The organism is Streptomyces sp. NBC_01224, from assembly GCF_036002945.1.
In the GTDB taxonomy this organism is placed as follows: Bacteria; Actinomycetota; Actinomycetes; order Streptomycetales; family Streptomycetaceae; genus Streptomyces.
In genome coordinates this window covers 193,239-219,835 of record NZ_CP108529.1, presented here as the reverse complement: position 1 = coordinate 219,835, position 26,597 = coordinate 193,239, and the positions used below count along the sequence as shown (strand labels likewise).

25 protein-coding genes and 2 pseudogenes are annotated in these 26,597 nt (G+C 68.1%); 15 read left to right on the top strand and 12 right to left on the bottom strand.

Annotated features, from left to right (window positions below):
• Positions 1–3,819 carry a S8 family serine peptidase gene (locus OG609_RS01025; protein ID WP_327270986.1) on the bottom strand — a complete coding sequence of 1,273 codons (3,819 nt, stop codon included), beginning with the start codon at positions 3,817–3,819 and terminating at the stop codon, positions 1–3.
• Positions 3,820–4,335: 516 nt separating this feature from the next.
• Between OG609_RS01025 and OG609_RS01020 the strand changes: the two genes are divergently transcribed.
• The 7 genes from OG609_RS01020 to OG609_RS00990 all read left to right on the top strand — a co-directional run bounded on the left by OG609_RS01020 (position 4,336) and on the right by OG609_RS00990 (position 7,927).
• Positions 4,336–4,563: a hypothetical protein gene (locus OG609_RS01020; RefSeq protein ID WP_327270985.1), complete on the top strand. Its 228-nt coding sequence runs from the start codon at positions 4,336–4,338 to the stop codon at positions 4,561–4,563.
• Complete coding sequence (locus tag OG609_RS01015) at positions 4,560–4,751, top strand: hypothetical protein (RefSeq protein WP_327270984.1); 192 nt, start codon at positions 4,560–4,562, stop codon at positions 4,749–4,751. The genes OG609_RS01020 and OG609_RS01015 overlap by 4 nt, the downstream gene beginning before the upstream one ends.
• Positions 4,714–5,031, top strand: coding sequence for a hypothetical protein (locus OG609_RS01010; RefSeq protein ID WP_327270983.1), 318 nt, complete (start codon positions 4,714–4,716; stop codon positions 5,029–5,031). Before OG609_RS01015 ends, OG609_RS01010 begins: the two co-directional genes overlap by 38 nt.
• Before the next feature lie 84 nt (positions 5,032–5,115).
• Positions 5,116–5,241, top strand: a complete 126-nt coding sequence (locus OG609_RS01005; RefSeq protein ID WP_327270982.1) for a hypothetical protein — start codon at positions 5,116–5,118, stop codon at positions 5,239–5,241.
• Between the two features lie 74 nt (positions 5,242–5,315).
• Positions 5,316–6,089 carry an RNA ligase family protein gene (locus tag OG609_RS01000; RefSeq protein WP_327270981.1) on the top strand — a complete coding sequence of 258 codons (774 nt, stop codon included), beginning with the start codon at positions 5,316–5,318 and terminating at the stop codon, positions 6,087–6,089.
• 406 nt (positions 6,090–6,495) lie between these two features.
• Entirely contained in the window at positions 6,496–7,437 is a 942-nt protein-coding gene (locus tag OG609_RS00995; RefSeq protein WP_327270980.1) for a hypothetical protein, read from the top strand.
• Positions 7,438–7,600: 163 nt separating this feature from the next.
• Positions 7,601–7,927 carry a hypothetical protein gene (locus tag OG609_RS00990; RefSeq protein WP_327270979.1) on the top strand — a complete coding sequence of 109 codons (327 nt, stop codon included), beginning with the start codon at positions 7,601–7,603 and terminating at the stop codon, positions 7,925–7,927.
• A gap of 23 nt (positions 7,928–7,950) precedes the next feature.
• Here OG609_RS00990 and OG609_RS00985 read toward each other — a convergent pair whose 3' ends face one another.
• Complete coding sequence (locus tag OG609_RS00985) at positions 7,951–8,778, bottom strand: alpha/beta fold hydrolase (protein WP_327270978.1); 828 nt, start codon at positions 8,776–8,778, stop codon at positions 7,951–7,953.
• A gap of 78 nt (positions 8,779–8,856) precedes the next feature.
• Here OG609_RS00985 and OG609_RS00980 point away from each other — a divergent pair, with 78 nt between their 5' ends.
• Positions 8,857–9,462, top strand: a complete 606-nt coding sequence (locus tag OG609_RS00980; protein ID WP_327270977.1) for a sigma-70 family RNA polymerase sigma factor — start codon at positions 8,857–8,859, stop codon at positions 9,460–9,462.
• 525 nt (positions 9,463–9,987) lie between these two features.
• The gene (locus OG609_RS00975) at positions 9,988–10,500 is read left to right on the top strand and encodes an NUDIX hydrolase (protein ID WP_327270976.1); all 513 of its coding nucleotides are present in this window, start codon (positions 9,988–9,990) and stop codon (positions 10,498–10,500) included.
• 282 nt (positions 10,501–10,782) lie between these two features.
• On the opposite strand, the gene OG609_RS00970 is transcribed toward OG609_RS00975, so the two are convergent.
• From OG609_RS00970 to OG609_RS00950, 5 genes are all read right to left on the bottom strand, one after another.
• Positions 10,783–11,184 carry an acyl-CoA-like ligand-binding transcription factor gene (locus tag OG609_RS00970; RefSeq protein WP_327270975.1) on the bottom strand — a complete coding sequence of 134 codons (402 nt, stop codon included), beginning with the start codon at positions 11,182–11,184 and terminating at the stop codon, positions 10,783–10,785.
• 284 nt (positions 11,185–11,468) lie between these two features.
• Complete coding sequence (locus OG609_RS00965) at positions 11,469–13,076, bottom strand: MDR family MFS transporter (RefSeq protein WP_327270974.1); 1,608 nt, start codon at positions 13,074–13,076, stop codon at positions 11,469–11,471.
• A 57-nt stretch (positions 13,077–13,133) separates the two neighbouring features.
• Entirely contained in the window at positions 13,134–13,739 is a 606-nt protein-coding gene (locus tag OG609_RS00960) for an acyl-CoA-like ligand-binding transcription factor (RefSeq protein WP_327270973.1), read from the bottom strand.
• A 634-nt stretch (positions 13,740–14,373) separates the two neighbouring features.
• A complete protein-coding gene (locus OG609_RS00955; protein ID WP_327270972.1) occupies positions 14,374–15,102 on the bottom strand; it encodes a DUF6333 family protein in 729 nt (242 codons plus the stop codon).
• Between the two features lie 944 nt (positions 15,103–16,046).
• Positions 16,047–16,298, bottom strand: coding sequence for a transposase (locus OG609_RS00950; protein WP_327277900.1), 252 nt, complete (start codon positions 16,296–16,298; stop codon positions 16,047–16,049).
• A gap of 221 nt (positions 16,299–16,519) precedes the next feature.
• Here OG609_RS00950 and OG609_RS00945 point away from each other — a divergent pair, with 221 nt between their 5' ends.
• On the top strand, positions 16,520–17,296 hold the full coding sequence (locus OG609_RS00945; RefSeq protein WP_327270971.1) for an NAD-dependent epimerase/dehydratase family protein: 777 nt from the start codon (positions 16,520–16,522) through the stop codon (positions 17,294–17,296).
• A 190-nt stretch (positions 17,297–17,486) separates the two neighbouring features.
• Here the strand turns inward: OG609_RS00945 and OG609_RS00940 are convergent, their stop codons facing one another.
• The 3 genes from OG609_RS00940 to OG609_RS00930 form a co-directional block, all read right to left on the bottom strand.
• Positions 17,487–18,863: an IS1380 family transposase gene (locus OG609_RS00940; RefSeq protein ID WP_327270970.1), complete on the bottom strand. Its 1,377-nt coding sequence runs from the start codon at positions 18,861–18,863 to the stop codon at positions 17,487–17,489.
• Positions 18,864–19,249: 386 nt separating this feature from the next.
• A complete protein-coding gene (locus tag OG609_RS00935) occupies positions 19,250–20,422 on the bottom strand; it encodes an IS701 family transposase (protein WP_327277899.1) in 1,173 nt (390 codons plus the stop codon).
• A gap of 154 nt (positions 20,423–20,576) precedes the next feature.
• Positions 20,577–21,080 (bottom strand): GNAT family N-acetyltransferase, encoded by a 504-nt coding sequence (locus tag OG609_RS00930; protein ID WP_327270969.1) that lies wholly within the window; start codon positions 21,078–21,080, stop codon positions 20,577–20,579.
• Between the two features lie 178 nt (positions 21,081–21,258).
• On the opposite strand from OG609_RS00930, the gene OG609_RS45930 reads away from it, so the two are divergent.
• A complete protein-coding gene (locus OG609_RS45930; RefSeq protein WP_385657499.1) occupies positions 21,259–21,651 on the top strand; it encodes a transposase in 393 nt (130 codons plus the stop codon).
• Here OG609_RS45930 and OG609_RS00925 read toward each other — a convergent pair.
• Positions 21,612–21,752, bottom strand: a pseudogene (locus OG609_RS00925) (transposase); the annotation flags it as partial. The gene OG609_RS45930 and the pseudogene OG609_RS00925 overlap by 40 nt on opposite strands.
• A 325-nt stretch (positions 21,753–22,077) precedes the next feature.
• On the opposite strand from OG609_RS00925, the gene OG609_RS45925 reads away from it, so the two are divergent.
• The 3 genes from OG609_RS45925 to OG609_RS00915 all read left to right on the top strand — a co-directional run bounded on the left by OG609_RS45925 (position 22,078) and on the right by OG609_RS00915 (position 23,880).
• Positions 22,078–22,398 carry a hypothetical protein gene (locus OG609_RS45925; protein WP_442817926.1) on the top strand — a complete coding sequence of 107 codons (321 nt, stop codon included), beginning with the start codon at positions 22,078–22,080 and terminating at the stop codon, positions 22,396–22,398.
• Between the two features lie 112 nt (positions 22,399–22,510).
• On the top strand, positions 22,511–22,648 hold the full coding sequence (locus OG609_RS45920; RefSeq protein ID WP_385654281.1) for a hypothetical protein: 138 nt from the start codon (positions 22,511–22,513) through the stop codon (positions 22,646–22,648).
• Positions 22,645–23,880 carry an NAD(P)/FAD-dependent oxidoreductase gene (locus OG609_RS00915; RefSeq protein ID WP_442817925.1) on the top strand — a complete coding sequence of 412 codons (1,236 nt, stop codon included), beginning with the start codon at positions 22,645–22,647 and terminating at the stop codon, positions 23,878–23,880. The genes OG609_RS45920 and OG609_RS00915 overlap by 4 nt, the downstream gene beginning before the upstream one ends.
• Before the next feature lie 214 nt (positions 23,881–24,094).
• Here the strand turns inward: OG609_RS00915 and OG609_RS00910 are convergent.
• A pseudogene (locus OG609_RS00910) lies at positions 24,095–25,485 on the bottom strand (IS1380 family transposase).
• A 347-nt stretch (positions 25,486–25,832) separates the two neighbouring features.
• On the opposite strand from OG609_RS00910, the gene OG609_RS00905 reads away from it, so the two are divergent.
• Positions 25,833–26,528 carry an ATP-binding cassette domain-containing protein gene (locus OG609_RS00905; RefSeq protein ID WP_327270967.1) on the top strand — a complete coding sequence of 232 codons (696 nt, stop codon included), beginning with the start codon at positions 25,833–25,835 and terminating at the stop codon, positions 26,526–26,528.
• Positions 26,529–26,597 lie beyond the last annotated feature (69 nt).

The following is a 26,597-nucleotide window of genomic DNA, read 5'->3' as shown; positions in this document are numbered from 1 at the left end:
TCAGTTCGTGGCGAACGCGCGGCGTACTTCCTGTGTCACCTCGTTGCCCCGGTCGTCCCAGGCGCGTACGCGCAGGGACACGTAGCCGTCGGTCCGGGAGCCGGCCGGGCGGCGGGCCCGTACGTCGTAACTCCCGTTGCCCCCGGGGGCGGTCGTCGCCGGGCTCCAGTGGGCGCCGTCGTCGTAGGAGACGGAGACCTCCATGCCTGCCACCTTCGGGCCGGTGAGGCCGTCCTGGTGGCGTGCCTTCACCCCGAAGTCGAGGGTGCGGGCGCGTTGCGGTGCGGTGCCGGTGAGGTCGGTGGGGATGTCGTAGTCGAGTTGCAGCAGGGGCAGCAGCGGGGTCTCGCCCGCGGGTGGGCGCGGGGCCGTGAACGACCAGCTGGTGCGGGTGGCGGTCGACAGCGACCACTCGGGGGTGGTGCGCTTGACATCCAGGTCCAGGCGGTAGCGGCCGTCCGTGCCGGCTGCCGGGAAGTCCTCCCAGGCTGCGGGTGCTTCGGCGAGGAGCTTCCCGTCGCGGTAGAGGGCGGCTCGCACCTCGTCGGCGGGGGTGTCGTCCCAGTCGCCGCCGTCGGGCCTGCTGTAGTGGCCTGCGGTGGCATCGGCGAACTCCGGTATGCGCACGACCAGTTTGTCCTCCTTGCGGTAGGAGGCCGTGCCCTTGACGCCGCGGGGGATGGCGGGGCGTACGACGGGGGCGAACCAGCTCTCCGTCAGCCGCTCGCCGGGCTGGTAGGTCCGCGCCGGTTGGAGCATGCCGGCGGTCAGGGGGCTGCTGTCGTCCCAGGTGAGGCGGTGGTGCACACGGTGGAGCCAGAGGGTGTCGCCGGAGCTCACGTACTCGGTGCGGGTCAGCGGGGTGGCCACGTGGCGCCGGTACTGATTGATCGCGGAGTTCATCCAGGGGCGCCAGCCGAAGCGCTGCTCCGTGGCATACGGGACGCCGCCCGTGTGGTGGTAACGCGAAGTGATCGTCGCGGTGTTGGCGGCCGTCACCCGGTGCACCACCCGCTCGGGCACCCGCTGGCGGGAAACCTGCATCACGTCGTACAGGTAGGGGCTGTCGGGGATGCCGTGCAGCTCCAGTGCGGTGGTCCCGGAGCGCAGTCGCTCGCGCAGCCGCTCCCCGATGTCGTAGCGGGTCAGGACGGCGGGGAGGGGAAGGCGTTCGCCCCGGGGGTTCCAGTGCGTCCAGGCGACGCCGCCCTCCCCTTCGGTCAGGACGACGGTGGACGCTCCGGCGGCCGAGGCCGCGGCGGCCTGCTCCTCGTAGCGGGCCTCCGTGGCGTCCACGAGTACCGCGGCGCCGGCCGGGTCCACGCCGCGTGCGCGCAGTGCCGCGTAGTCCTCGGGGCGGCCGGTGCCCGCGTCGAGCAGGCGCATGCTGCGGCGTCCGTCCACCGTGGGCGAGTTGTCCAGCAGGCCGCCTTCGAGGTCGATCGCGCGGCCTGCCCGCAGCGCGCGGGCGGTCAGCTGCGGGGCGGTCAGCTGCCAGCGGGAGTTGAACTCGAAGACGCCGTCGGTGACTTCCTTCGTCGGGGTGACGTAGAGGCGGCGGGCGTCGGCGCTGAAGTCCATGTGGCCGTTGGAGATGCTGCGCCCGCCGACGGCGCGGTGGGTGTAGAAGCTGACGACGGCTTCCTGGACGGCCGGTCTGGGCGTCTCGATCCGGACCTGGACGGCCTTGCGGGCGTCGAGGACCACGTGTCTGTCGCGGTCGACCGTCAGCTCGGGGTCGACGACGACACTCTCCACGCTGCCGTTCTCGACGCGGTCGGAGATCACGCCGTGCAGGAAGTAGGACCCCTCGGGCACCGTCACGGTGAGGGTCTCCCCCGGCCGCAGGGCGGTGACGACGTCGTCGCGGGAGTGGGGGCCGACGAGCACCAGCGGGGTGACCCAGGCGGGGCGGCCGGCGCGGTCGACGGCGGTCAGGGTGAGCTTGTGCCTGGGGGCTCCCTTCGCCGCCGCCAGCACGGTGTGCACGACGGCCTTCCCGTCGCCGCTCGTCGCGGTGAGGCTGCCGCCGTAGCGGCCGACGGGCAGGGACTTCGCGTCGAGGGTGATGTCGATGTGGGCCTGGCCGCCGGCGGGGACGGTGACCGTCGCGCCGTCGGGCAGGCGCACCGCGCCGGCGGGTGCCGAGTGGCCGGCGGCGTCGCGCAGCTCGGCGGTGAGGTTCAGGGTGAGCGGGGCGGGGCCGGTGTTGGTGTAGGTGAGCTGCGCGCTCTGCGGGCCGGAGTCGGGGGTGAGTTCGCCGAAGCCGACGGTGCCGGTGGCGTGTACGGGCTGTTTCACCGCCCGTGCCAGGTCCACCCGGCCGCCGCCCTGCTCATAGACGGTGTAGTCCGGGGAGAGGCGGGAGGTGCTGATCAGGGCGTCCTTCAACTGCCGTGCCTGCCAGTCGGGATGCTGCGCGGCCAGGATCGCCGCCGCGCCCGCGACGTGGGGGGCCGCCATCGACGTACCGGAGGAGGCGGTGTACGCGTCGTCGACCGGCTCGCCCATCGAGGTGCCCGCCGCGCGGGCGGCGACGATACCGACGCCGGGGGCGGTGATGTCGGGCTTCTGCGCCTCGTCGGTGCGCGGGCCGCGGCTGGAGAACTCGGCGAGGTGCTCCTCGCCGTCCACCGCTCCCACGGTCAGTGCCTCGTCCGCGGCGCCGGGGGTGCCCACGGTGTACTCGCCGGGGCCGCTGTTGCCGGCCGAGGCGACGAAGAGCGTGCCGGTGGTCTCGGTCAGCTCGTCGAGGCCGAGGCTGAGCGGGTCCGTTCCGTCGCCGGCCGTGTCGCTGCCCAGGCTCATGTTGACGACGTCGGCGCCCGAGGAGGCGGCCCATTCCATGCCGTCGAGGACGGAGGAGAGGGAACCGATGCCGTTGTCGCCGAGGACCTTGCCGACCAGCAGCTTCGAGCCGGGCGCGACGCCTTTGCGGGAGCCCTGGGAGGCGGCGCCGGTGCCGGCGATGGTGGAGGCGACGTGGGTGCCGTGGCCGAAGGCGTCCTGGGTGGTGGGGCTGTCGGTGAAGTTGCGGGTCCCGGCGATCCGGCCGGCGAGGTCGGGGTGGGCGTCGTCGACTCCGGTGTCCAGGACGGCGACGGTGACGCCCGTCCCGTCGTATCCCGCGCTCCAGGCCTCGGGTGCGCCGATCTGCGGGACGCTCTTGTCGAGGGAGGTGCGGACCCTCGCATCGAGCCAGAGGCGGTCGATACCGGCGCCGAGCTGCGGGGTCTTCGAAGTCTTCGAGGCCTGCGGAGCCTTCGAGGTCTTAGGGGCTTCGGTTCCGACGGCTTCCCAGAAGCGGTGGGCCTGTCGCTTCTCGGCCTTCAGCGCGCGGCCCCGCAGGCTGCCGAGCGTGCGTACCGCCTCGGAACCGACGGGCTCCTCGGCGGAGTCGAACCGGACGCCGGAGCGGTAGCGGGCGATCAGCGGGATGCTCTTGGTGCGGGCGTCGTCGTAGCCCTGCTCCACGAGGCCGGTGATGTTGAACAGTTGGCGGTCGAGTGCACCGGTGGCCAGATACGGCAGTGCCTCGCCGGGGAGTACGTAGAGGTCGCCGTCGATCTCCACCTGCTCGTAGCTGCCCCCCGCGCCTTCCCCGCCCGGCTCGACGGATACGGCCTGGCGGCCGTCGGGGAAGCGCTCCAGGTGCACCCGGTCTCCGGTCACGAGGGTGACGGTGGAGGTCCGGGAGGCGGGGGCCGCCGGGCGGGCGGTGGCGGCGGCCGCATGGGAGGAGGAGGCCAGGACAGGGGCCAGGGCGGCGATGAGGGCACCTGCCGCCATGAGCGCGGCGGGGCGGAGCCGTGGGTGCATCGGGGGCCTCTTCGAGAAGGTGCGGGCGTGGAGCGCGCGGTTCGGATCAAGACTCCGGCTTCCGAGGCCCGTGTGTCACCTGTTGCGGGTGCCGTGATTGCGACATGTCGTCTCTACGACAAGGGGAGCTGGGTCGGCCCTTTGGGGAATCGCGGCCGGAACGGTGCGCGCGCAACGGCTGATTGGGCCCCGGATGGGGCTTGAGTTCTAGTGGTCGGATCAGCGGAGTGGCTGAACTGCCGCTGAATATGGACCGGTCGGTGGTCCCGTCGTGGCTGGCGCAGGGGGATTCACAGTTCTGGGTGGTGCAGGTGTGGGCGTCTTGCCTGCCCGTGGCAGGTATTCGCCGCCGTGGCCGCTGTACGCCGTTCGGTTCCTTGTCCGGGCGCTGTTCGTGGTCACGGCCGTCGGCGGGCATCGGGTACTGACGCTCGTGTCGTCGGTCGATGCTGTCGACGGCCGGCTGCTCGGGCTGCTGCTGTACGCGGCGTTGCCGGGTTCGTACTGTCGCTGTATGTGCGGACGGGTGGCCTCTGGGTCTGGCGCGGGCTCCTCGCCGTACACCTGTGGTTCGTCCTTGGTGCGCCGGCGACTCTCGGGGGATCGGGCAGCGGGCGGGGTGTTACGCAGCTGGTGATACCCGTCGCCGTGGTGGTGCTGTTGTTCCGGTCCGGTCCGCGCGCCTGGTTCGGGCTTCGGCTCGAACAGCTGGTGGAGCGGCGGCCGTTCAGCGTCTCGCGGTGATCAAGCGGTGCCGGGACGGTGGCCAGGCAGCGGCCGAGTACGTGGGTCCGGTGCTGCTCGTCGTGGCGATCGTCATCGGTCTGGTGGCGCTCGGGATCGGTGGCGAGGTGGCCGGTGGGTTCCGTAGCGCGATCTGCGAAGTCACCGGAAGTGCCTGCACCCGACGGCGGCGAGGTGGTGGCTGGTGACGGGGGAGAGGCCGGCGGGGCGGACACCGACGGTGGTACGGACTCCGGCGGGGCGACCGTGACCGGCGGGAGCGACGCGGGGCTCGGCGACGACCGGCGGATCGACACCCTCGTCGAGGTCGACGAAGGCGGCGACGAGAGATTTCACGAGCGCGGCCGAGAGGGGCGCATCCTGGCGACCGTCGCGGTGTTCGCCGAGCTGTGGACGCGCGGAGTCGGATCGGCCCGCTACTTCGAGCGAGGCAAGCTCGCCGAGGCCCGCGTGGTCGTCGAGATCTAAACGCATTGCTCAAACACCGGGCCACAATGCACGCTTGCTGCGCACATCATCACCGTGGCCAGCCGCCACGTACCAAGGCTTGACATGGCCGAGCTCGCCGAACGGGTGGTCAGCGAAGGTTGGGATGCCGAGCTCGCTGTCGCCCTGAGCGGCCTCGGCCTGAGCCCGCTGCAGGACGTCCGATGCTGGCTCCTGCTGTCGTGCGGCTAGTTGTGACTATGGCCCTGTTCCGCATTCCGCCCCGGCGTTAACGACACTCCCTGAATCAGGAAGGACAGCACACCGTGATCCGCACCATCGACCTCGCTGCCCTCAACACGGCGACCAAGTATCCGTCAATCCCGACCTACCATGTGCTCGATCCGAAGAACGGCGGCCTCATCGAGGAAGCGACCGCGTTCAACGGCGACGTGTACCTCACCGAGAAGGTCGACGGCACCAACGGCCGGATCGTCAGCTTCCCCGGCGGTGACTACGTCCTCGGTAGCAGAGAGGAACTCCTCTACGCCCGGGGCGATCTGATCGGGAACCCCGCCCTCGGTATCGCCGACGTACTGCGTCCCCTCGCCGATCGCATCAACCCGCCCACCAGCGGCATCCGGGTCCTGTACCTGGAGGTGTACGGCGGCAAGGTCACTGCGGCAAGCCGCGAATACACCAGTAACCGATCCGTCGGCTACCGCATGTTCGATGCGGCCGACGTCCCGCTCGACGTCCTGGAGTGGTCGCGGGCCCAGATCTCCGGCTGGCGTGAGGACGGCGGGCAACGGTTCCTATCCGAGTACGAACTGACCCGGGCCGCCAAGACCGAAGACATCGAGCTCGTCCCGCGGCTGGCCGTGGTGGAGGCGGGCGACCTGCCGACGGGCATTGCTGAGATGCAGACGTTTCTCGCCGATCATCTGCCGACGACCCGCGTGGCCCTGGACGAGGGCGCGGGCGGCCACCCCGAGGGCATCGTGCTCCGCAGCGGCGACCGTTCGGTGATCGCCAAGGCCCGGTTCCAGGACTACCGGCGCACCCTCAAGCGCCGCACCCAGAACACACGTAGCCGCTGACCTCTTTTCGCGGCCGGGCCAGCGACGCCGCCGACCGATGGATCGCAGAAGGCGGTGACGCAGGCCCGGCAGCCGAGAAGCCCGCCGGAGCTCGGCTCATGCGGACGCGGTCGACAGGTCGTCGCTGCCCGAGGTACGGGCGCAGAAGAGCACCGAGTGGCCTGCCCGTACTTGGTCGCCTGCCTGTTCGCCCAGCCGGCATGGCTGGTCACGGGCCTGGTGTGGGCTGCGGGTGGTGTTCTCGTGCGGGCGGGTGTCTTGATCGGGCCGGGGTGACCGTCTGTCAGGTCCGCGCCTGGGTTCGTCCGGATTCACCGACACCTTCGGTAGCCGTTCCCCCTCTGGCCAAGGACACCGAGCGCGTCGTTGACTTGTCGGAACACGGCAACGGTTAAGGGACAATGACGTGCGCGCACGGGGCATCAACTACGACACCGGGTTCCTTCCTGGGGCGGAACTCTCCCGTAAGAGCTTCATCCCTGAGATGGTCCAGCACGACATGGCGGTGATCTCCGGGGATCTCCACTGTGACGCTGTTCGTATCTCCGGGCGAGAGCCTGAACGGCTGAGCATCGCTGCCCGACACGCTGCAGACGCTGGCCTTGAGGTCTGGTTCGCCCCCTTTCCCGTGGACCTTCCCCTCGACCAGTTGATCCCGTTCTTCGCCGACTGCGCCCGTCGGGCCGAAGCCGTACGGGAAGCCGGCGCCGATGTGGTGTTCGTTGCCGGCTGCGAGATCAGCGCGTTCTGCGGCGGTTTCATCCCGGGCGATACCTACGGCGACCGCCTGCGGGTCATGGCTGCCGCCGACATGGAGTGGTGGTCCTCCCTCGGTCCGGTGCAGGAGCGCCTCAACGAATTCCTCGCTCAGGTCGCCGCGAGTGTCCGCACCCACTTCGGGGGGCGGGTCACGTACGCCTCCGCTCCTTGGGAGTTCGTCGACTGGCGTCCGTTCGACCTCGTCGGCATCGATGCCTACCGGGCTGCCTACAACGCCGACAGCTTCCGGGACGAGCTGCGCGCGCACCTCGCCCACGGCAAGCCCGTCGCGGTGACCGAGTACGGAACCTGCGCATACCAGGGCGCGGGAGAGCGCGGCGGCATGGCCTGGCAGGTGCCGCACGGCGCGGTGCCGGACGAGGAAGAGCAGGTGCGCTACTTCACCGAGCTGCTGGACATCTTCGAGGAGGAAGGCGTGGACACCGTGCTCTGGTTCACCTTCGCCGGTTACAGCAGGCCCGGGGAGCAAGACCTTGGCTCCTACGGCGTCGTCCGGATGCTCGATGAGACCCGCTGGGAACCGAAGAAGGTATTCCACACAATGGCGGGCAGGTATCAACGTAGCTGAAAGCCCCCAGCCCCCAGCCCCTGGCAGTACCTGCTCCGCGGGGCCCGATCGTCCGTCAGGTCGGGGTGCGGACTGCTCGGAATCGCCGACGCGGCCGGTGGTCGCTCACCTACGCTCCGAAAAATTTGCTGGATGCGGTGAGGTGCCGGGAGGGGAGTTCGGGGTGGCCGATGTGCTGGTGTGGGTGATGGAGCGTCGGGTGGTGCTGGAGGAGCGGGCGGAGCAGTTATGCAAGGAACTGGCCGGGACCGAGGCGGAGGTTGTCAGCCTGGAAGCGGCTGGACGTATCGCGGCGGCGATGCTGGTGGCTGCTTTTGTGGCCCCCACATTCGACCGGGCCTGTGGCGGGGCCCGGGCGTGTCGGGAGCGCCGCTGGTATCGGGCGTCGTGCTTACCGACACATGTGCCCCGTCGTGACTATGGCGATGTGGCCATGAGGGTGCTTCTGCCGCTGGGGCCGGATGGGTACGGTTTTGTATCCGACTCCTGACCGGTAGGCGGGAGTGGGGGTCTCTACCCCAAGAATGCCGCAGTGGTCGCCACGAACTGGTCGGCGTCGTCGAGCCAGGGGTAGTGGCCCGCTCCCGTCTGCACCACGAGTGTGGCATCGGGGAACAGTGCCGCGAATTCGGCCGCCGACTGAGGGGGGCTGTTCAAGTCGAACTCTCCCGTGAGGAGCAGGACTGGTGCCTCGCAGTCGGCGAGCGCCGCACGAGTGGTCTCCGGGTCGAAGGCGCCCTCCGCCGCGAAGAGAGCGACAGCTTCCTTGTTGCTCGGCTGGCTGGCCACATGGTGCTTCTGTGCCGCGGCGTCCCAACGGCCCCAGAAGAAGGGGGCGATGGCCTCCCAGTCGCTGCTCGTGCCCTCGCCGATCGCTTCCAGGGTGGCGAACGCCGTTGGGAACCAAGGCTCATTCCTCCGAAGCTGCGCGTGCTTGCGTCGCATCTCCCCAGTGATCGCTATACCAACAGCTCGGGGACCGGGGCCGATCAAGGCGAGCTTGCTGACGTTCTCTGGGTGCCGGGCCACGTATTGCGTCGCAACATTCGTGCCGGCGGAGTGGCCGAGCAGGTCCATCCGGTGGAGTCCGAGGTGCCCACGCAGCGCCTCGACATCGTCGACCAGGCGATCGCAGCGGTAGGAAGAGGTGTCTTCGGGAATCGCGGACCGGCCGGTGCCGCGGAGATCCAAAACGATCAGTTGACGGTGCGTGGACAGGCCACCGAGGTCGCCGAGGTAGAGAGAGTCCGTGGGACCTCCCGGGATGCAGACGACTGGGTCGCCGTCCCCGATCACGCGGTAGGCGAGCTGGGTTCCGTCAGGTGCAGAGAAGGCTGGCATGACCTGGATCCTGCCAGTCATAGCCAGGTTATACAACCTGGTTATGACTGGCAGGGCGCTCGGGTATATAACCGAGCTATGGCAGCCGAAGAGGACACGCACCAGAACCCCGAGGTACTGACGGAGGAACAGGCCGAGCGCATGCTTGCAGGCATGAACGAGGTCATCCGCGCGGGCGAGGAGATGCGGAAGCTGCGCGCCGAAATGATCAAACTCTTCGCTGGTTTCGGCTGGACCCAGGAGAGAATTGCCCAGCTCACCGACATGAGTCAGCCCGCCGTGTCCAAGCAGGTGGCGAAGCGCAAGGTGGGCGAGCCACCGTCCCCAATGGGGTTCTCTCTCGACCAGCACGATGTGCCATGGCTCGAAGGGCGCCTTTGGGGTCTCGCCGAGGAAATCTCCGAGACCTTCGACACCGCACGCTGCACCCGCTACGTCAACGCCATCGCCCGGGGGAAGAAGCGATTCACTCCTCAGAACGTCGACGAGCTGCGGCGCCTCCTCGAAGAGGATCTGATGCTGCGCCAGGCTGAAATGCCCGGCAGCTACCGGGACGCGTATGACGAGATCAGTCGTGGTCTCGACATTCCCGCGAAGGTCATCACCACCATCACCGCATCAGCCTCCGTGCGTCGCACCCTCGCTTACGAGATCCAACGCGACCAGCTCAGGAGCGACGCCTGAGCTTCCCGTATCCGGGCAACTTCCTCAGCTGCTGTGAGGAGTTCATTCGTCACTCGGAGTGCGCGGTTCGCAGAAGCTGAGCCAGAATCCGCCGAAGAGCAGCCTTTCGAGATCAGTTCGGGAGGCACCTGCGGGGCTTGGTCCACCGGAATGTTCGCGAGTGAGGACAGCAGCCTGTGGCCTTTCTCGCGGGCCACGTGTGGTCGTCGCTCGCTGTAGCCGTAAGGCGCCGGGGAGGGGAGGGGCCGCCCGGCTTTCCGTCCCGGGCCAAGCTCGGGTCGGGGCGCACCGGATAGGTACTGCCCATGCTCCTGACATCAGCGCGGGGCAAAATCAGCCGCTGCTCATCAACATGAGCATCTGCTGTCGATGCCTGTGTACAAAGCCGGCCGGTGCGGCGGCGGCGAACTGACCGGGCATCAGGCTCTGCCTCTGAAGTGAGAATCACACCGGTTTGTCACTATTCTGCGCCAGGTCGGGGATGTGCCGAGGATCCTGTGGGCGGTGCGGTTAGCGTCCCGCCCCATGAGCACCCCGCATCTCCCGCCCGCTGAGTACTACGCCTCCCTGCCCGGGCAGATCGCCGGTGCTGGAGCAATTCTCCACGACGCAGCTGGTCGCATTCTTCTGGTTCAACCGTCCTACGGCGACGGCACCTGGGAGATCCCCGGCGGCGGACTGGACGGGGGAGAGGACCCGCGGCAGGCGGTCCGGCGCGAGGTCAAGGAGGAGCTCGGCATCGACCTCACGCCGGGTCGGCTGCTGGCCGTCGACTGGGTACCGGAGCAGGCCGACGGGCGCCCGCCGCTGGCCAACTACCTCTTCGACGGCGGCCTGATCACCGAGTGCGAGGTGCAGAAACGGATCCAGCTCGACCACGGCGAGCTCACCGCGTGGCAGCTGGTCTCCTCCGACCAGTGGGGCACCCTCCTTGCCCCGCACATGGTCCGGCGCTTGCACGCCTGCTCCGGTGCCCTGGACCAGGGCACCGCTGTCTACCTGCACCACGGATTCGACCCCACCTGCCATCGGGCCTGACGCCCTGTCACCCTTCCGGTCGACGTACAGGCGACACCAACGTGAACACCCAGGCGATCCCCGTTGCCGCGCCGCGCCTGGGCGTGACCGACATCGCCGCCGCTGTCCACGCCCTTGAATTCAACTACTTCGTCCAGGGCCCCAAAGTTGCGGCGGCGGAGCGGGACACAGTGCCAGATCTGCAGCCCCCGAGCGGGGCTGAGTCCGCAGTAGGGGGCGGCGTGCACGGGTCGTCGCTGGGCAGACCGGACCCCGGGAGAACTCCGTGCGCTGAGCCTTCATCTATCTGTCGGCATCCAGCCGTGACGTGACCGTGCCACCGTCGCTCCCGCTCCGCCGGTCCCCGAAGAGACCCGGACCCATGTGGGAAAGGGGCGAGTCCAGCAGCGCTCCGATGTGCGACAGCGTGGTGTTCTCCTTGCCGCACCAGCGCCGCATCGCGACGCTGCCGGCCGCGGCGAACACGGCGACCATCAGCTGGGGGCGCAGGTCGGAACCACCGGTGTGGATGCCTTCCCGTTCGGCGAGGACCTCGGCCAGCCGAGTCTCAAGACCGGCGGTGCGGCGTCGCAGTTCGGCGCTCAGGCTCGGCGCCCGGCCGATCAGCCGAAGCAGCGACGCGTCGACACCGGATGCGTCGCCTTCCTGCAGAGTGCGGAGGACCGCTCCGAGCGCCGCGCGCATGGGACTTTCTTCCTCCGGCCGCGACCGAAGAGCCGTGACCAGAGCGTCCCCGCTCGCGTTCAGCGGGGCCGGCACCAGATCCTCCTTGGCGGGAAACAGCGTAAGACCGTGTGTTGGGAGACCTCCGCCGCGTCCGCGATCTGGTCGACGGTGGTCCGTTCGTACTCCCTGGGCGAGAAAGAGCCTGGCCGCCGTGCGCGCCACGTCCTCACGCGTACGCTGCATTTTGCGTGTCCGCAGATTCTGTCCGGGCACGGCGGTACTCCTCCTGGAACTCGATGGGCTCAGTGCGTCGGGGCAGCCTGCGCCTTTGCTGCGGCGGCGTTCTCCTCCGCGAGACGCTCCATGCCGCTCTGCGTCTTGAGCGGCTTCTCCTTGATGAACAGCACCGCGATCAGGGCGAGAAACGCGAAGGGGGCTCCGATCAGGAAGACATCCGCGGTCGCGACCCCGTACGCGTGCTCGACCACCTGCCGGGCCGGTTCGGGAAGAGTGGTGAGGTCGGGGACGCCGTGTCCGGCGCCCCCGTTGTCCGCCGCCCCGCCGAAGCCCTTCTCCATCTCGCTCGCCACCCGGTGGCTGAGTACGGCGCCCAGCGCGCTCGTGCCGATCGCCCCACCGAGGCTGCGGAAGAACGACAGCACAGAGGTCGCTGCGCCCAGCTCCGACGCGGGCACGTCGTTCTGAGCTGCCAGCACCAGGTTCTGCATCAGCATGCCGACGCCGACGCCGAGTACCACCATGTAGATGCTGAGCAGCCCGAACGAGGAGTCCGCGCTGATCGTGGCCAGTAGGCCCATGCCCGCGGTCATGATGATGCCGCCCGCGATCAGGAAGCCCTTCCACTTGCCCCGTGCGGAGATGATCTGCCCGGCGATGGTCGTGGAAAGCATCAGGCCGAGGATCATCGGCAGGCTCATCAGGCCCGCGACGGTCGGCGACTTGCCGAGCGAGATCTGGAAGTACTGGGAGAGGAACACCGTGCCGCCGAACATGGCCACGCCGACCAGCAGGCTCGCCACCGTCGTCAGCGTCACGGTGCGGTTGCGGAAGATGTCCAGCGGGATGATCGGTTCCTGAACCCTGGATTCGACCAGGACCGCGGCGACCAGCAGGACCACACCGGTGGTGACCAGGGCGACGGTCTGCCACGACGCCCAGTCGAACCGGTTGCCTGCGAGGGTCACCCACAGCAGTAGTGCGCTGACCCCGCTCATGATGAGGACGGCACCCAGATAGTCGATCTTCACCTCTCTGCGGACCGTGGGCAGTTTCAGGGTCAGCTGGAGCAGCACGATCGCGAGCAGGGCGAACGGCACGCCGATGAAGAAGCACCAGCGCCACCCCAGCCAGGAGGTGTCCACGAGCACGCCGCCGATGAGCGGTCCTGCGACGGTGCCGACGGCGAAGACTGCGCCGAAGATGCCGGAGTAGCGGCCGAGTTCACGCGGGGGAATGATCGAGGCCATCACGACCTGGGCGAGCGCGGTGAGACCGCCCGCGCCGATGCCCTGTACGACACGGCTCACGATGAGCAGGCCGACACTGTGCGAGAAGCCGGCGACGAGCGAGCCGACGATGAACATCGAAAGAGAGAGCTGGATGAGCAGCTTCTTGTCGTAGAGGTCGGACAGCTTGCCCCAGATCGGGACGGTCGCCGTCATCGCCAGAAGCTCGGCGGTGACCACCCAGGTGTATGAGGACTGGCTGCCGTGCAGATCGGCAATGATCCTGGGAAGGGCGTTGGAGACCACGGTGGAGGCCAGGATGGCCACGAACATGCCGGCCATCAGGCCTGACATGGCCTGGAGTATGTGACGACGTGTCATGACTGGTGCGGCCCCCTCGGGCGCACCGACGGTACCGGTTTCAGGTGTGACGGCAGCGGTCATCGGCTGACGTTCCTCATTCTCTGGTGAAAGGCCCCCGGTGGGGGCTTCGGATGTGCTTCAGCCGCTCAGACCGGCGGCCAGCGAGGCGAACGCCTCGCGATAGATGCTCTGGAACGTGCGGGTACGGCCGGAGACCACCCAGAGCTCGACGGCGGCGCGCACGGCAGCGATCGTCACGTGCGCGAGAAGTCGAGGGTAGAGATCGGACTCGGGATCCTGGCCGAGGCGCTCGGCCACGACAGCGACCAGTGCGCGTTCGTCCGCGCCCTGGGCGGCCAGGAATCCGGGCAGCAGCGAAGGACTCGTCCGGAGCGCGGCCATCTGGAGCTCCCAGCGTTCGTGATCCTCCTCGATATGGGCGAGTTCCTGGCCGATCGCCTCGCGCAGAGCAATGAGTGCCGTGAGTTCCTTCGGTGCGTTGAGCACCGCCCGACGGGCCCGCTCTGCGGTGTCCTGGTCGGGCCGGGTGATCGCGTCTTCCAGGCACGGAAAGTAGTTGAAGAAGGTGCGCACAGAGACGCCGACCACACCGGTGACCGCTTCCACGGTCATGTTCTCGAATCCGCGGTCCGCGGCCATGCGCAGCGCCACGTCCGCGAGGGCGTCACGCGTCGCACGCTTCTTACGCTCGCGCAGCCCGAGGGGCATGTCGTCGACACTCATGGAGGTGCATTATATGCAATTTTGCACGGTGTGCAAAATTCTGCCGATCGGTACGTGATCGTGGACCGCATCAGGGGCAGGCCGCGGCCGGAGTGGCCGCAGCGGTTGTTCTGGTTGTACATCGCCTGAAGCCGGCGCGCTGCCGGTCGTGTGCGCCCATGACGTGGGTGCGCTTCTCGCCGGTCTCAGGGTCGGTGTACTCGATCGGGTCCTGGCACCAACCAGTTGGGACCGATCACGTAGTACTTCTTGACCATGCGGGCCTTGAACGCTTCACCCCGGGGCGGGTTGTCGTGGTTGCCGATGTAGCGCACGTCGAGGTAGCGCTTGAAGTCCTGGTAGCCAGGCGCCTTCGCGGCCTCCGCCCGATCGAGCCGGGCAGGCCGGTCAGGGGCGCGGCCGCCGCGGCGGTGAGAGTGAGCGCGAGGCGCGCCCACACGCGCCGGCGGTGCGCAGGTTGATGTATCTGAATGCTCACTGACTTCTCCCCCTGGGAGCGCGGCACCGTGAGTTTGCGAGGCCAACTGGTCTGGTTGCACCGTCTGTTGTCTACGCCAGGGTGAGCCGGTCGGGGGTTCCGGAGTTAGGGCGGCATGTCCCCACCAACTCGCCATTTTTTTGCGGATCGTTACAGTCAGAAATCGTCGAACTCGCCGATCCAGGTGTCTTCCAGGTCGCCTGTGGTCCCTTCGGTGTGCCGGACGCGGAACACGGACAGTGTGCGGCCCTTGCGGAGCAGCGGGGTGACGCGCTGGAGGGCGAGCCGTGTAAGACCTTCCCAGGAGAAGGACCCGGGGTCGGCGTCCAGGTCGATGCCCTGTCGTTCCAGGGCATCGGGGCTGATACCGAAGGCGCCAATGACGTCTTGCGGGGTGCCTTCGTGGTCCCAGTCCTCTTCTCCGCTCCATCCTGCGGCGAACAGGCGTGCCCCGTCCGGGTGGTAGATCACGTGGGTGCCGTAGGCCACGTTGTGGTCGATCCTCGCCGAGCCGATGATGACCGCTCCGGGGAAGCGCTCGGCCAGCTCGTCCGCCAGCTTCGCGAGGGGGAAGGTCCCCCCGGTGGACACGAGGGCGGGGTCGTTCACCTCGGCCACCGTTCCCCAGCATCCGACGCCTACCAGGTCGAGGTCCGCGCGGGTGGCGAAAGGAAGCCGCTCGGTTGCCTCGATCCGGTCAACTTCCTCCACCACCGTGTCGACGGTGCCGAGAGCAGCGGCGAACTCCCGTGCCCGTGCCGGGTCATGAGCGGGCAGAACCCTTCCACCGGTGTGGAAGGGCCGCTCAATGAGGGTTAGTCTGAACTCCCCGTGCTGTGCGACGCCCTGCTCCGGCGGGCACTCCCAGAAGCCGTTGTCAGTCATCGGATTACCTCCGTGGCTATCAGGAAGGATCACGGCGTGCCGTGAGAATCCCCTCCTCTGAGGGAGGAGAGCGTCAAGGGCGCCACGATAGCGAGGGCCCTTGACGGGCGTCGCGGCGGGGAGTGTGGGACGATCCGGCCGACCTCCCTTGAGGGGTGGTCCTGGGATGAGAAACATCGCGGGCGTGTCCGCCTGATGAAACCGCCAGTGATCGCGTGGCAGCACACGGCACGCCAAAGTGAAGTGCGATTCGTGCGCGGCAGGCCCTGGCGTCCTGGGATGAGCAGCTTCAACACGCACCAGAGACGGGTCTACGACGAGGGCCTGCCCACACGCGTCCGGCATACGAATTTGCGGTCTTGCCTGGTCCAATTCGCGCCCTACGGCTTCCGAGCCACATATCACCACCTCTGCCTCAGCGCGGGGATTCCCAAGAATCTGGAGAAGGACCCGAGCTCGCTCATACGGGCCGTCGAGGAGTTGCACCACGCCCGACAGCTCTGGCTTGCTGACGAGCGTGCCTATGCCAACAGTCGCCGAGCGGACAAAGCCCGTGGCTTTCGGCAGGTGAAAGCAGACGAGTCCTGGCGAAGCCGGCAGCGTGAGTGGGGAACATTGCCTACTGTCCCGAGCCGACAATCCATCCCGACGAGCCGCTGCCAGCGGTGGTCGAGCGGGTGCTCCGGTCATCGGTCCCGCCCGATGAAGCTCCTGCGCTGACGTGCCGTGTATGCGGAAAGCGGGACAACACCGGCGTCTGGCACGACGGCGCCCATCGGATTCATCAGCTGTGCAGGGAATGCGGGGTCAGCCTCGCGGTGCAGTGGGCCGACGCGCCCGACCCGCTGTTGGCGGCCGACCAGGCCCGGCGGTGGAAGGAGATCTGGAGGCTGCGCAACGAATCTCCTCGCTACTCAAGCTGAGTTTCAGTACAAGGGCCGACATCACGGTGGGGTGAGAATCCGAGCTCGGAGGAGTGCGAAGGATACGCGGCCGTACATGCTCCGTTTGAGGCGCTTGATTCTGCAGACGTGGCCCTCGACCGAGCAGGAGCTGTAGGGCAGGGTCAGTCCGATGGTGACGGCATCGATGTCCTGGCGGAGGAAGCTGGTCATGGAGCGGATCGGCCTCGGGCCGCAGTGTTCCGCCTGCCGGATCCACTTACCCAGCAGGTGGCCGCGGCGGTGGCGGACCAGGTTGGAGAAGGCGCGCGCCGGGTCGCAAGGCGTTGGTGATGGGGCCGTTGCCGCAGTCGGTTTCGCATCGATGATGGCGGACGGTGGTGCGTTTCCCGAAAAGCCGCAGTGAGGCAGATCACAAGCCTCCGTCGCGTCAAGTCGTCCGCGGGAGGCTCGCAGAGGTCCGGATGCCGGTGGTGTACGGCAGGGTGGTCGTCATGGGAACGAGACTTGAGACTGTGGCGATCACGGGTGCCGCCGGGCGGATCGGATCGGTGATGCGGGCCGGCTTGCGTGATGAGGTGGCGCGGCTGGTGCTCATCGATCGTGTCGGACTCACTGCGCAGTCGCCGACGGAGGATGTTCACCAGCTCGATCTGCGTGATGCTGAGGCGGTGACAGCAGTCCTGAAGGACGTGGATGCGGTGATGCATCTGGGTGGGGTCCCTGATGAGGCGCCATTGCCGGATCTGCTGGACGGCAATGTCCGGGGGACGCACAACGTGCTGGAGGGCGCACGTCGGCAGGGGGTGCGGCGGGTCGTGCTCGCCAGCAGCAACCGTGTGAGCGGCTTCTATCCGGTCGCGGAGACCGTGACACCCAAGATGCCCGCGCGTCCGGACGGGCTGTATGGGGTGAGCAAGGTTGCGGTGGAGGCGCTCGGGCGCCTGTATGCGGACAAGTTCGGTCTGTCGGTGGTGTGCCTGCGTATCGGGAGTTTCGAGGACACGCCGAGCGAGCGACGGCATCTGTCCACGTGGTTGAGCCCCCGCGACGGCCTCGGCTTCGTCCGGGCAGCTCTCACTTCTCCGGATGTGCGCTTCGCGACTGTGTACGCGGTCTCTGCCAACACCCGCCGTTTCTGGGATATCGATACCGGGGCGGATTTGGGCTACATGCCCGTGGACGATGCCGAAGCCTTCGCATCGCGTCTTCCGGCGGGCGGAGACCCGGCCGGGAGTGATCCGCAGGGCGGCGAGTATGCCAGCGCGGAATACACGCTCCGGCACATGTGAAGACCGGCTACTTCAAACGACCTCTTAACCTCGATCTTTCGTGATTGGTCGTCAGCTTCGGCTGGCGGCCAATGCGTCGTTGTGGAGCGTGTGCGGGCATACGGGTGGCCCGATCGTCGCATCGGGTGGGCGCCGGATTCCACGGTTCCGGTCGGTGGCTCTTCTGCTCGTCGGGACGGGTTGTTGCTGGTCAGCGTGGGTTCGGGAGGGTGTCGAGCCGTCTGATCGCGTCTGTGATCACGTCGGTCCATGGCCAGTGGTGGGCGAATCGCAGGTGCCGTTGGCGGGCGGTGGTGATGAGTTGGGCAGCGGCGGAGAACAGCCGCAACCGCAGGCGGCGGGGCTCCCAGAGGCGGGGTTTGCCGGTCAGAGCGAGCATCGGCATCCAGGCGAGCAGGTCGAGGGCGAGCTGGACGATCTCCAGCCAGATCCGGTTCTGTGCGGTCTCGTGCAGGGGCAGGTTCCGCAGGCCGGTGGCCCGTGCGTTCCGAATGCGGTCCTCTGCCCTCGCCCGTCGGCGGTGCCTCAGTTCCAGGTCCGTGATCTTCCCGCCCGTCGTGTTGGTGGCGAAGCAGGTGAGCCGCAGGCCGTCGGCGTCGGTGAAGCGCAACTGGGCGCCGGGGTGGGGCCGTTCCTTGCGGACGATCAGCCGCATTCCCTTCGGCCAGCCCTTGAGTGTGTCGCCGTCGAGTTCGGCGGTCCAGGCGCCGTCGCGGATCTCGCCGCCCGGCTCGACCGCTGGGGTCCAGGCGGAGGCCGGGACCTTCAACACGGCCTGATGAATCTGCTCAGTGATGGTCATCCCGACCGAGTACGACAGCCACCGGCCCCGTTTCGTGAGCCAGGCGAGGAACTCATGGGTGCCGCCCGCGGAGTCGGTACGGATCAGTGTGGACCGGCCGCGCCGGTGACGCTTGGGGAGCTGGGCCAAAGCGAGTTGAGTGGCGGTGATGTGGTCGGCGGCGGTGTTGGATCCCGCGTTCCCCGGCCGCAACAGTGCTGCCACCGGCTCCCCGGTGCCACCGCTTCCGTGGTCGACGAAGCCCATCAGGGGGTGATGTCCAAACGACTTCTTCCAGGTCGCGGCCGCGTCCTGCTTGTCGGAGTGGGCCAGGACCAGCACTCCGTCCAGGTCCACAATCACCTGGCCGCCCCTATCCGGCGCCGCATCTTTGGCCAACGTCCAGACGTACTCGCGCACTTCGGCGCGCGCCGAGCGGATCGCGGTCAGGGCCTTGTCCCCGGCCGCGGCGAGGGTGTCGATCAGCCGGGAGACCGTTGGGTCGGAGGCCACCGGCCCGAACACGGCCGGCTCGGCCCGCAGCAGTCCCGCATCGGCCAGGCAGTCCCCGCCCAGCGCGACCGCGAGAGCCACATCCAGCAGGATCTTGCCCGGATCGTGCACCGCCCGAGGCCGCCGCCACGGCCTCAGCGCCGCCGATATCTCGGTATCCAGGCCGGTCTTACGGGCAGTCTCGACCAGCAGTACTCCGCCAGCCTGCGAGACCACCCCGCTCCCGCCGCCCTCGATGCGGACACGCGGATAGGACCCGATACGCTTCTTCACCTGAGGAGTGCTTCTTTCATGCGCCGACCTGGACCCTAGACAAGTCCCATCGTTGCAGGTCAGGAGCACTCTTCGCGTTTCCGATCACGCATCGGACACCCAGCCACGTGAAAGCCCGAGGTTAAGGTGGGAGCAAGAGCTCGCCGTTCGCTCCCCATCCGGGCACGACAAAGGCCGCTTGCGTTACTCACGGAAATGGCCTTCACCCTGTGGTTTCGCACTATGCGGAGCCATGTCCGGTTAGTGCTGCAGCCGCATCTGGAGGTTGTGGCCTCGGCGTTTGTAGTGGGATCTGCGGGCTCGGGCTTGGCTTCGTCGTCGGTAGTGTGACCAGTGCAGGCGGTGGTCGTTGCTGTGGCAGTGGCGCGTGACGAGGGCGTGGCCCATCAGCCGGCGGATCTCCGGGACGCTGAGGGGTATGAGGTCTTGCTCGTCGCCTTCGGTGCCCCTTTTATGGCTTCTGCGGCGCGGACGGCGGTCAGGTAGGTGTGCGCGGCCATGGCCAGGGTGATGTGGCGATACCAGGCCCGATAGAGGCGGACCTGGTAGTGGTCCAGGCCGCACTCGCCCTTCGCGCTCTGGAAGCACTCCTCGACCGCCCACCGTGCGGCAGCCACCCTGACCAGGTCTTTCTGGCGCGAGGTGACCGGCCCGAAGCAGACGTAGTAGGCGATCTCGCTCGGGTTATCGACGGAGCGTCGGGCCAGGACCCAGTGCCCGAAGCCGTTCTCCCAGGCGTACCGGATCGGGACGCGGGCCCAGTCGTAGATCCGCTCGCCGTGGGCGCCGGCGCCGCCCGACAGTCGCTTCCACCGCTGGTGGGGCTGCACCGCGACGAGGGCGTCGATACGGGACTCCCCGCCCTGGGTGGTGATCACGGTGTCGTTGACCTTGGTGGCCAGGACGTAGGCGACGCCGCGTTCCTCCAGCCAGAACCGTGTGTGCTTGACCTGCCCGTACGCCTCGTCCGCGGTGACCCACGCGAACGGGATGCCGGCATCGATGGCGCGCTGCAGCATCCAGCGGAAGTGTTCGTTCTTGGTCGCGAAGGCGATCTCGTCACCGATCCCGGCGGCGCGGCAGCGGTCCCGGTCCTCGGTCCAGGAGGCCGGGATGTAGAGCTCACGGTCGATCAAGGCCCGGCCCTTGGGGGAGGCATAGGCCAGGAAGGTGCCGATCTGGCAGTTCTCCGTGCGTCCGGCGGTTCCGCTGTACTGCCGCTGGACGCCGGCGGACTTGGTGCCCTTCTTCAGGAAGCCGGTGTCATCCCCGATCAGGACGGCGTTCTTGTCACCGATGGTCTCCACGACGTACTCGCGCAGATCGTCACGGACGGTGTTCTCGTCCCATTCGGAGTGGTTCAGCAGGCGCTGTACACCGTCCGGCCGGAGCTGACCGGCTTGCTCGGCCATGGTCCAGGCATTCTTCTTCTCCAACGGGGCGAGCAGGCCGGTCAGATAGTCCAGAGCCCGATCCCGGGGCTCCGACCTGCCGAAATGACGGGCGAAGCGGGCATGGAACCCGGCTATCCCCTCGGACCACGACTCGGCCTGCTCCATCGTCAACGCATCAGCACACAGTCACATCAACGAGAGCAACCAAGACCCGTCACGCCAGATGCGGTTGCAGTACTAACCGATCTCAGCCTGCCTGGCGCTCCACCGGAGCGCACTCGATCATGTGAGCATGAAGCCCCGAGAGCGTGCTCTCGCGTCACGGCAACGAACGTGTGAGCCAGACCACTTCACCGTTGTCTTCCGTGGAGACGTGATCCCGCTCGAACCCGAGCTTCTCAAGGACACGGAGCGACGGTGTGTTCCACGCGCCGACGGTCGACCAGAGCCGTTTCCGTCCGGTCGCGATAGCGGCATCGAGCACCGCGCCAGCCGCCTCGGTGGCGTAGCCACGCCCATGCGCGCGCTGGAACAGCTCATACGCGATTTCAGGCTCCTCTAGGGTGGAGCGGCCGATGATCAGGCCGCAGTAGCCGATGAAGTCGCCTTCGTCACGGCGCTGGATGGGCAACAGGGCGATCCTCGTAGTCGCCGTCGCGGTGAGCAGCTCCGTGATGGACGTCCGGATGTGCTCAACCGTGGGGGTCCCCTTGCCGCGTTCGGAGAGGAGGGCGCAGAACTCAGCGGCGTCCGACTCAGCCCACGGCCGCAGTATCAGCCGCTCGGTCTCAAGGTGGAACGGCATCGTCTCGTACGTAGTCATGCCCCCCACTTTGCCCCACGGATCATCACGAACTACAGCTGGAGTATGAGCCCCTTCAGTTGTAGTTCAGTGATCAGATTCGTCGGGTAGTTCCTGGTCATGGACGATTGGTACGGCGATGTTGCAGAAGTCGCTGAGTGGGATGCGCAGTTGGAGGACTTAATGCTGCGGGTCGGTGATGTCTTCCCGCAGGCGGATCTGCGGCGGCGGGCGAAGGCGTGTGTGCGGGCTGCTGGGCCCGGTCTCTCGCAAGAACGGTTGGCAGCTGGCCGAGTACGCCGGCTGGCGGCGCCCCGACGGGCAGCAACACCTGCTGGACCGGGCGAAGTGGGACGCTGATGAGCTGCGTGACCGCGTCCGCTGCTATGCCCTGGACGGACTGGCCAACAACGGGGGCGGGGTGCTGGTCATCGATGGGACCGGGTTCGCCAAGAAGGGGCGAGGCCTCGGTCGGCGTGGCTCGGTAGTACTCCGGCTCGCTCGGCGGTGTCTTCCCCTGCCAGGTCGGGGTGTTCGCTGCCTGGGCCACCACTCGCGGTCGACCAGGGTGTGGGCGCGGGTGGTGGCGTAGGCGGCGAAGACGCCGATCTGGCAATTCTCGGTGCGGCCTGCGGTGCCGGAATACTGGCGCTGGACACCGGCGGAGGTGGTGCCTTTCTTCACGAGTTGGGTCGGGGACGGGACGTCGTGCACCTTTTCGGGTGTCGGTCTTCCCATTCCCGCCCGCCGAACCGGACGTGCCCGTTGGCCGAGCATCCGGCTCTCGACGCGATGCGATGGATCAGGCGAGGTATTCACTGACCTGGCCGACGAAGGCCACATCGTCGTGGCTGGTCCGGCGGAAGCGGGCCCCGCGTGGATCGACCTCGGCTACCCGGTGCAAATGCGCCGTAAGAGGCCGACAGGGTTCGACGTGCGCCGCTCCACTTGATGGGTGAGTCTTGACGAAAGGAGCCTTTCGCGTCTCGCCACGCCCGTGCCCGGGTTAAGGAGGCACATGGTGTCCGACACTCTCGCCCGGCTCTCCGCGTCCGGGGTGTCGATTTGGTTGGACGACCTGAGCCGACAGCGACCGGTAGACGGCAGCCTGGTCAGGCTCGTCGCGTACCGGAACGTCGCCGGCGTCACCACCCACCCGACGATCGTCGCAAGGGCCATCGAAACCAGCGACTGCTATGGCGACCAGATCGCCGACGTTTCGTTGCGCCAGGTCGGGGTGGAGGAGGTGCTGCGCGCGCTGACCAGTACGACGCCACGCGGTACGTCGTGGACCTGGTCGCCCCGGGCGTGGTCAGCATCATGCCGGAGGCGACACTGAACGCTGCCGCCGAGCACGGCGCGGTTCCGGTCGGCAGTATCCGCGATACCTATGGCGAAGCGCGCAAAAGCTGGAGGAACTCGCCGCCTTCGGCGTCGATTACGCCGACGTCGTGCAGGTGCTGGAGGACGAGGGCGTGGACAAGTTCGACGCCGGCTGGCATGAGTCGGTTGAGAAACTCGCGGTCAGCCCGCACGAATCCGACAGCGGCCGGCCCCACGGCACAGACCGCAGCAGGGAGAAGGTGTGATGGCGCAATCCACGTTCGTGATCGTCGGGGCGAGTCTGGCTGGAGCCAAGGCCGCTGAAGCGCTGCGCGGGAACGGCTTCGACGGCCGGATCCTGCTTCTCGGGGACGAGCCGGACCCACCGTATGAGCGTCCGCCGCTGTCCAAGGGCTACCTCATGGGCAAGCAAGACCGTGAAACGATCTTCGCCCACTCGTCGCAGTGGTATACCGATCAGGGCATCGATCTGCGGCTGAACACCGCCGTCGCGGCCATGGACCGCGACCGGAAGGCGGTCACCGTTTCCGGTGGCAAGACGATCGGCTACGACAAGCTACTGCTGGCCACCGGCGCCTCCCCGCACCGTCTGGCCGTACCGGGTGCGGACCTCGACAGCGTGCTTTACCTGCGCCGCGTCGGCGACTGCGAGCGCATCCAGCGCACCTTCCGCTCCGCGTCCCGCATCGTCCTCGTCGGCGGGGGCTGGATCGGCCTGGAGGTGGCCGCCGCCGCACGGGAGGCAGGCGTCGAGGCCACCGTCCTGGTGGCAGACGAACTGCCACTGCTGCGCGTCCTGGGCCCGCAGATCGCGCCCGTCTTCGCCGACCTCCACCGTGAGCACGGCGTGGACCTGAGGCTCGGTGCGCGGGTCACCGAGATCGTCGGCGAGAGCGAGAGGGCCGCGGGCGTTCGGCTGGCCGACGGCACCCGCATTGACGCGGACGCGGTCGTGGTCGGCATCGGCGCCACTCCCAACACCCAACTGGCCGCCGAATCCGGTCTGCAGGTCAACAACGGCGTCGTGGTCGACGCCTCCCTGCGGACCTCCGACCCGGACATCTACGCGGCCGGCGATGTGGCCAACGCCCTTCATCCGATGCTGGGCAAGCACATCCGCGTGGAGCACTGGGCCAACGCCCTTCACCAGCCTGGGACGGCCGCGCGGTCGATGCTGGGCGAGCCCGCGTTCTACGACCGCGTCCCGTACTTCTTCACCGACCAGTACGACCTGGGCATGGAGTACGCGGGCTACGCCGAGCCCGGTAGTTACGATGACGTGGTGGTGCGCGGCGATCTCGCAAGCCGGGAGTTCATCGCCTTCTGGCTGGCCGACGGTCGCGTGCTGGCCGGAATGAACGTCAACATCTGGGACGTCAACGACGCGATCCAGCACCTGGTCCGCTCCCGCGAGCAGATCGACCGGGACAGGCTCGCCGACGCGGATTTGCCGCTGGAACAGCTGACTGCCGGGTGACGTACGGCCGCGGGCCGCTTCATGGGCTCGTCGGGCGCCCGCCCGCAGGGATGGCTAAGCCTTGATCCACCGAGGTGGTTTGAGAGTGGTCTTTTGATCGGCTTGGGGTCGGGTGGTCGGGTGAGGGCAGGTTGTGTCCGCTGGTCTGCCCAGCTTTTCCACGGTTGGGTTCCGGTCGGGCCCTTGCGGGCGGGGTGGGCAGGGGCTGTTCGTATCAGCCGGCCGGTCCGTGGGCCGTGGAGAACAGGTGTGTCCAGGCGTGCTGCCAGGGCCAGTTGTGCGGTAGGTGCAGTGTGATGCGGCGGGCGGAGTGGGCGATCCGGGCCGGAACATGGACCAGGTGGGTGCGGATCGTGGCGGTGGTGGCCCTGGCGTGGAAGGCGGAGGCTTGTGCGCCGGTGGCCCGCAGCAGGTTGTAGGTCATCGCCCACAGGGTGAGCCATGCTGCGTTGGCGTGGAAGTGTGCGGAGGGCAGGTGGGCCAGGGCGGAGGCTTTGCTGTCGGCGATGACCTGCTCGATGACCGCGTGGTGGCGGTGTTCGCGTTCGGCCTGGAGGGTTTGTGCAGGCTGGTCGGTGAAGAACGGGTGGTAGCGCCAGACGGGAAACAACTCGCCCTGCTCACCCACAATGGCGGGTTTGGCCAGGTCACGGACCCGGCGCACGATCAGCCGCGCGGTGACCCGCTCCGCTTTCGTGCGGCTGGCGAAGGCGGTGTAGGCGGGTATCTCGGCGACTTCGGCGTCCGAGACGAGCTCACCGGTTGCAGGATCGGGCACCGCGGTCGGGTATGTGATCTGCTGCCAGGCCTGGTCGGGAATGCCGAGGACGGCCCGTTTGATGGAGGGGTTCAACCCGCAGGTAATCGAGAAGTGGGCTCCGGCCCGGCGGCAGGCCGAGATCACCCCGGCGTTGTAGAACTGCGAGTCCGCTCGCAGGATCCGGGTGCCGGTGCAGCCCGCCTCGACGGCGGTGGACAGCGCCTCACTGACGAACTTCGGGGCCCCACGGGAATCGGCTGCCTTGCCGCGGCGCATCCGTACTGTGGCGATCACCGGCCGCGCGTGCGGGGTGCAGATCGTGGCGAGCAGGGGGTGCAGGGTGCGGATGCCCTTGAACCGGCCGTACTCGGCACCCTGCTTGGCCCGGCCGTAGACCCGCTTGTGGGTGGAGTCGATATCAATGAACGCCTTGTCGCCGGCACCGGGCAGCAGCGGGGCGTGCGCGGCCAGTTGACCGAGGAACCTGCGGTGGACAGCGTGGAGTTGGAGTGCGTGACCGTGGGTGAACGAACGGAGGAAGGTGCCCAGCGTGGACGGCGCACGGGCCCCCGGAACAGGGCCGGCATCGCGCCGTGCCGCAGGATATGGAGGTCGTCGATACTGTCCGCGCCCGCCGCCATGCCGGCCACGATGCTGCTGACCTTGACGTCCGCCGACGCACCCGCGCCGTTCCTCGTCCCGCTCAGCTTCACCTTCTGCGCCACCAGGCCCGACAGCCCGCACCGTTCGGCCAGCCGCATCACCGGAACCAGCCCGGCATGCGCGACCAGATTCGGGTCATCGAACGCAGCGGAGACCGCCGCTGGAGTATGGGAAACTTGCATCTCGGAAGTGCCTTGCCGATCGTGCGTGCTGGAAGCCTCAAGAACTCCCATCATCGCAGGTCACAAGGCACTTCCTTGTTTCTCGAAGAGTCATCCACAGCCATCAGATCGGTGGATCAAGGCTAAGCCAGCGATGCCCCAGCGAGGCTGAGTCCCCTGTTTCATGCCCGCTCGCTCCGGCCGGTCGCGGCGCTTCAGCCAGCTCCGCATCGGTCAGGTCCGACGGATATGCGCGAGGCAATCACGCGAGGCGACGGCCACCGGTCTGCCGGTGCTGTCGCCCAGCCAGCTGGCCGGCGGCGCGGCTGTGGATCTGCTCGCCACCTTGGCAGCCGGTACGGGTCGGCTTGCCGCACTGGTCACCGCTCTCCCGTCTCTCCGTCACCTTCGCCCGGGGCCAGGCCTCCGGCGAGCGCATCCTGGGCATCCTCGACGAGCCGCGCAGCCCGGCGCGGCGCGAGGCCGGGCCCGCGCGACCGGACGCCGACGACGCCGATGTGGCCGTGGCGGCCCGGGCCGCGCTCGTCACCGACTTCGCGCAGCACCTTCCGGACCGTCTCGCCACCCGGGTCGGTGACCGCGGGACCGGCCTGTCGGGTGGCCAGCGCCAGCGGGTGGGCATCGCCCGCGCGCTGCTCGCCGGCGCGCCCATCGTCCTGCTGGACGAACCGACGTCCGGCCTGGACGCCGGCACCGAACTGCTGGTGATCGGCGCCCTGCGGCGGCTGATCGCAAGCCGGACGGTGGTCATGACCACGCACCGCACAGCACTGCTGGGCATGGCGACCCGCACGGGTCCGGCTCACTGCGACGCCGCCCACGTCAGGAGGCCGGAACGAGGTCCCGTGCCGGACGGCCGTCCGCGTCGTCGGCCAGGGTCGCTCCACCAACGACCTCCCCAAGCTGCGGAGACCGGCCGGGGAGCCCCCGTAGCCCCGCTCGGCAACCACGTCCTGCGCACCCAACAGCCGGGAGGGTGGCACTCCGCGGCTTCCTCGGCGTTGCGGTCGATCGACGCGATGGATTCGAGTTCGATCGCGTAGCTACGCGCTACTGGTTCGATCAGCGGCACCACCCGGTCCCATACTCGATGTGAGCCGCCGAGTCCTCGG

What these genes read in the sequence shown, in the direction of transcription:
- OG609_RS00930 (WP_327270969.1), bottom strand. Translation starts at nt 21,080, where the DNA reads ATGACTACGTACGAGACGATGCCGTTCCACCTTGAGACCGAGCGGCTG.
- OG609_RS00960 (WP_327270973.1), bottom strand. Translation starts at nt 13,739, where the DNA reads ATGAGTGTCGACGACATGCCCCTCGGGCTGCGCGAGCGTAAGAAGCGT.
- OG609_RS01005 (WP_327270982.1), top strand. Translation starts at nt 5,116, where the DNA reads ATGGCCGAGCTCGCCGAACGGGTGGTCAGCGAAGGTTGGGATGCCGAG.
- OG609_RS00935 (WP_327277899.1), bottom strand. Translation starts at nt 20,422, where the DNA reads ATGGAGCAGGCCGAGTCGTGGTCCGAGGGGATAGCCGGGTTCCATGCC.
- OG609_RS45930 (WP_385657499.1), top strand. Translation starts at nt 21,259, where the DNA reads ATGTCTTCCCGCAGGCGGATCTGCGGCGGCGGGCGAAGGCGTGTGTGC.
- OG609_RS00970 (WP_327270975.1), bottom strand. Translation starts at nt 11,184, where the DNA reads ATGCGCGCGGCGCTCGGAGCGGTCCTCCGCACTCTGCAGGAAGGCGAC.
- OG609_RS00985 (WP_327270978.1), bottom strand. Translation starts at nt 8,778, where the DNA reads ATGCCAGCCTTCTCTGCACCTGACGGAACCCAGCTCGCCTACCGCGTG.
- OG609_RS00975 (WP_327270976.1), top strand. Translation starts at nt 9,988, where the DNA reads ATGAGCACCCCGCATCTCCCGCCCGCTGAGTACTACGCCTCCCTGCCC.
- OG609_RS01025 (WP_327270986.1), bottom strand. Translation starts at nt 3,819, where the DNA reads ATGCACCCACGGCTCCGCCCCGCCGCGCTCATGGCGGCAGGTGCCCTC.
- OG609_RS45925 (WP_442817926.1), top strand. Translation starts at nt 22,078, where the DNA reads ATGGTGTCCGACACTCTCGCCCGGCTCTCCGCGTCCGGGGTGTCGATT.
- OG609_RS00955 (WP_327270972.1), bottom strand. Translation starts at nt 15,102, where the DNA reads ATGACTGACAACGGCTTCTGGGAGTGCCCGCCGGAGCAGGGCGTCGCA.
- OG609_RS00980 (WP_327270977.1), top strand. Translation starts at nt 8,857, where the DNA reads ATGGCAGCCGAAGAGGACACGCACCAGAACCCCGAGGTACTGACGGAG.
- OG609_RS00965 (WP_327270974.1), bottom strand. Translation starts at nt 13,076, where the DNA reads ATGACCGCTGCCGTCACACCTGAAACCGGTACCGTCGGTGCGCCCGAG.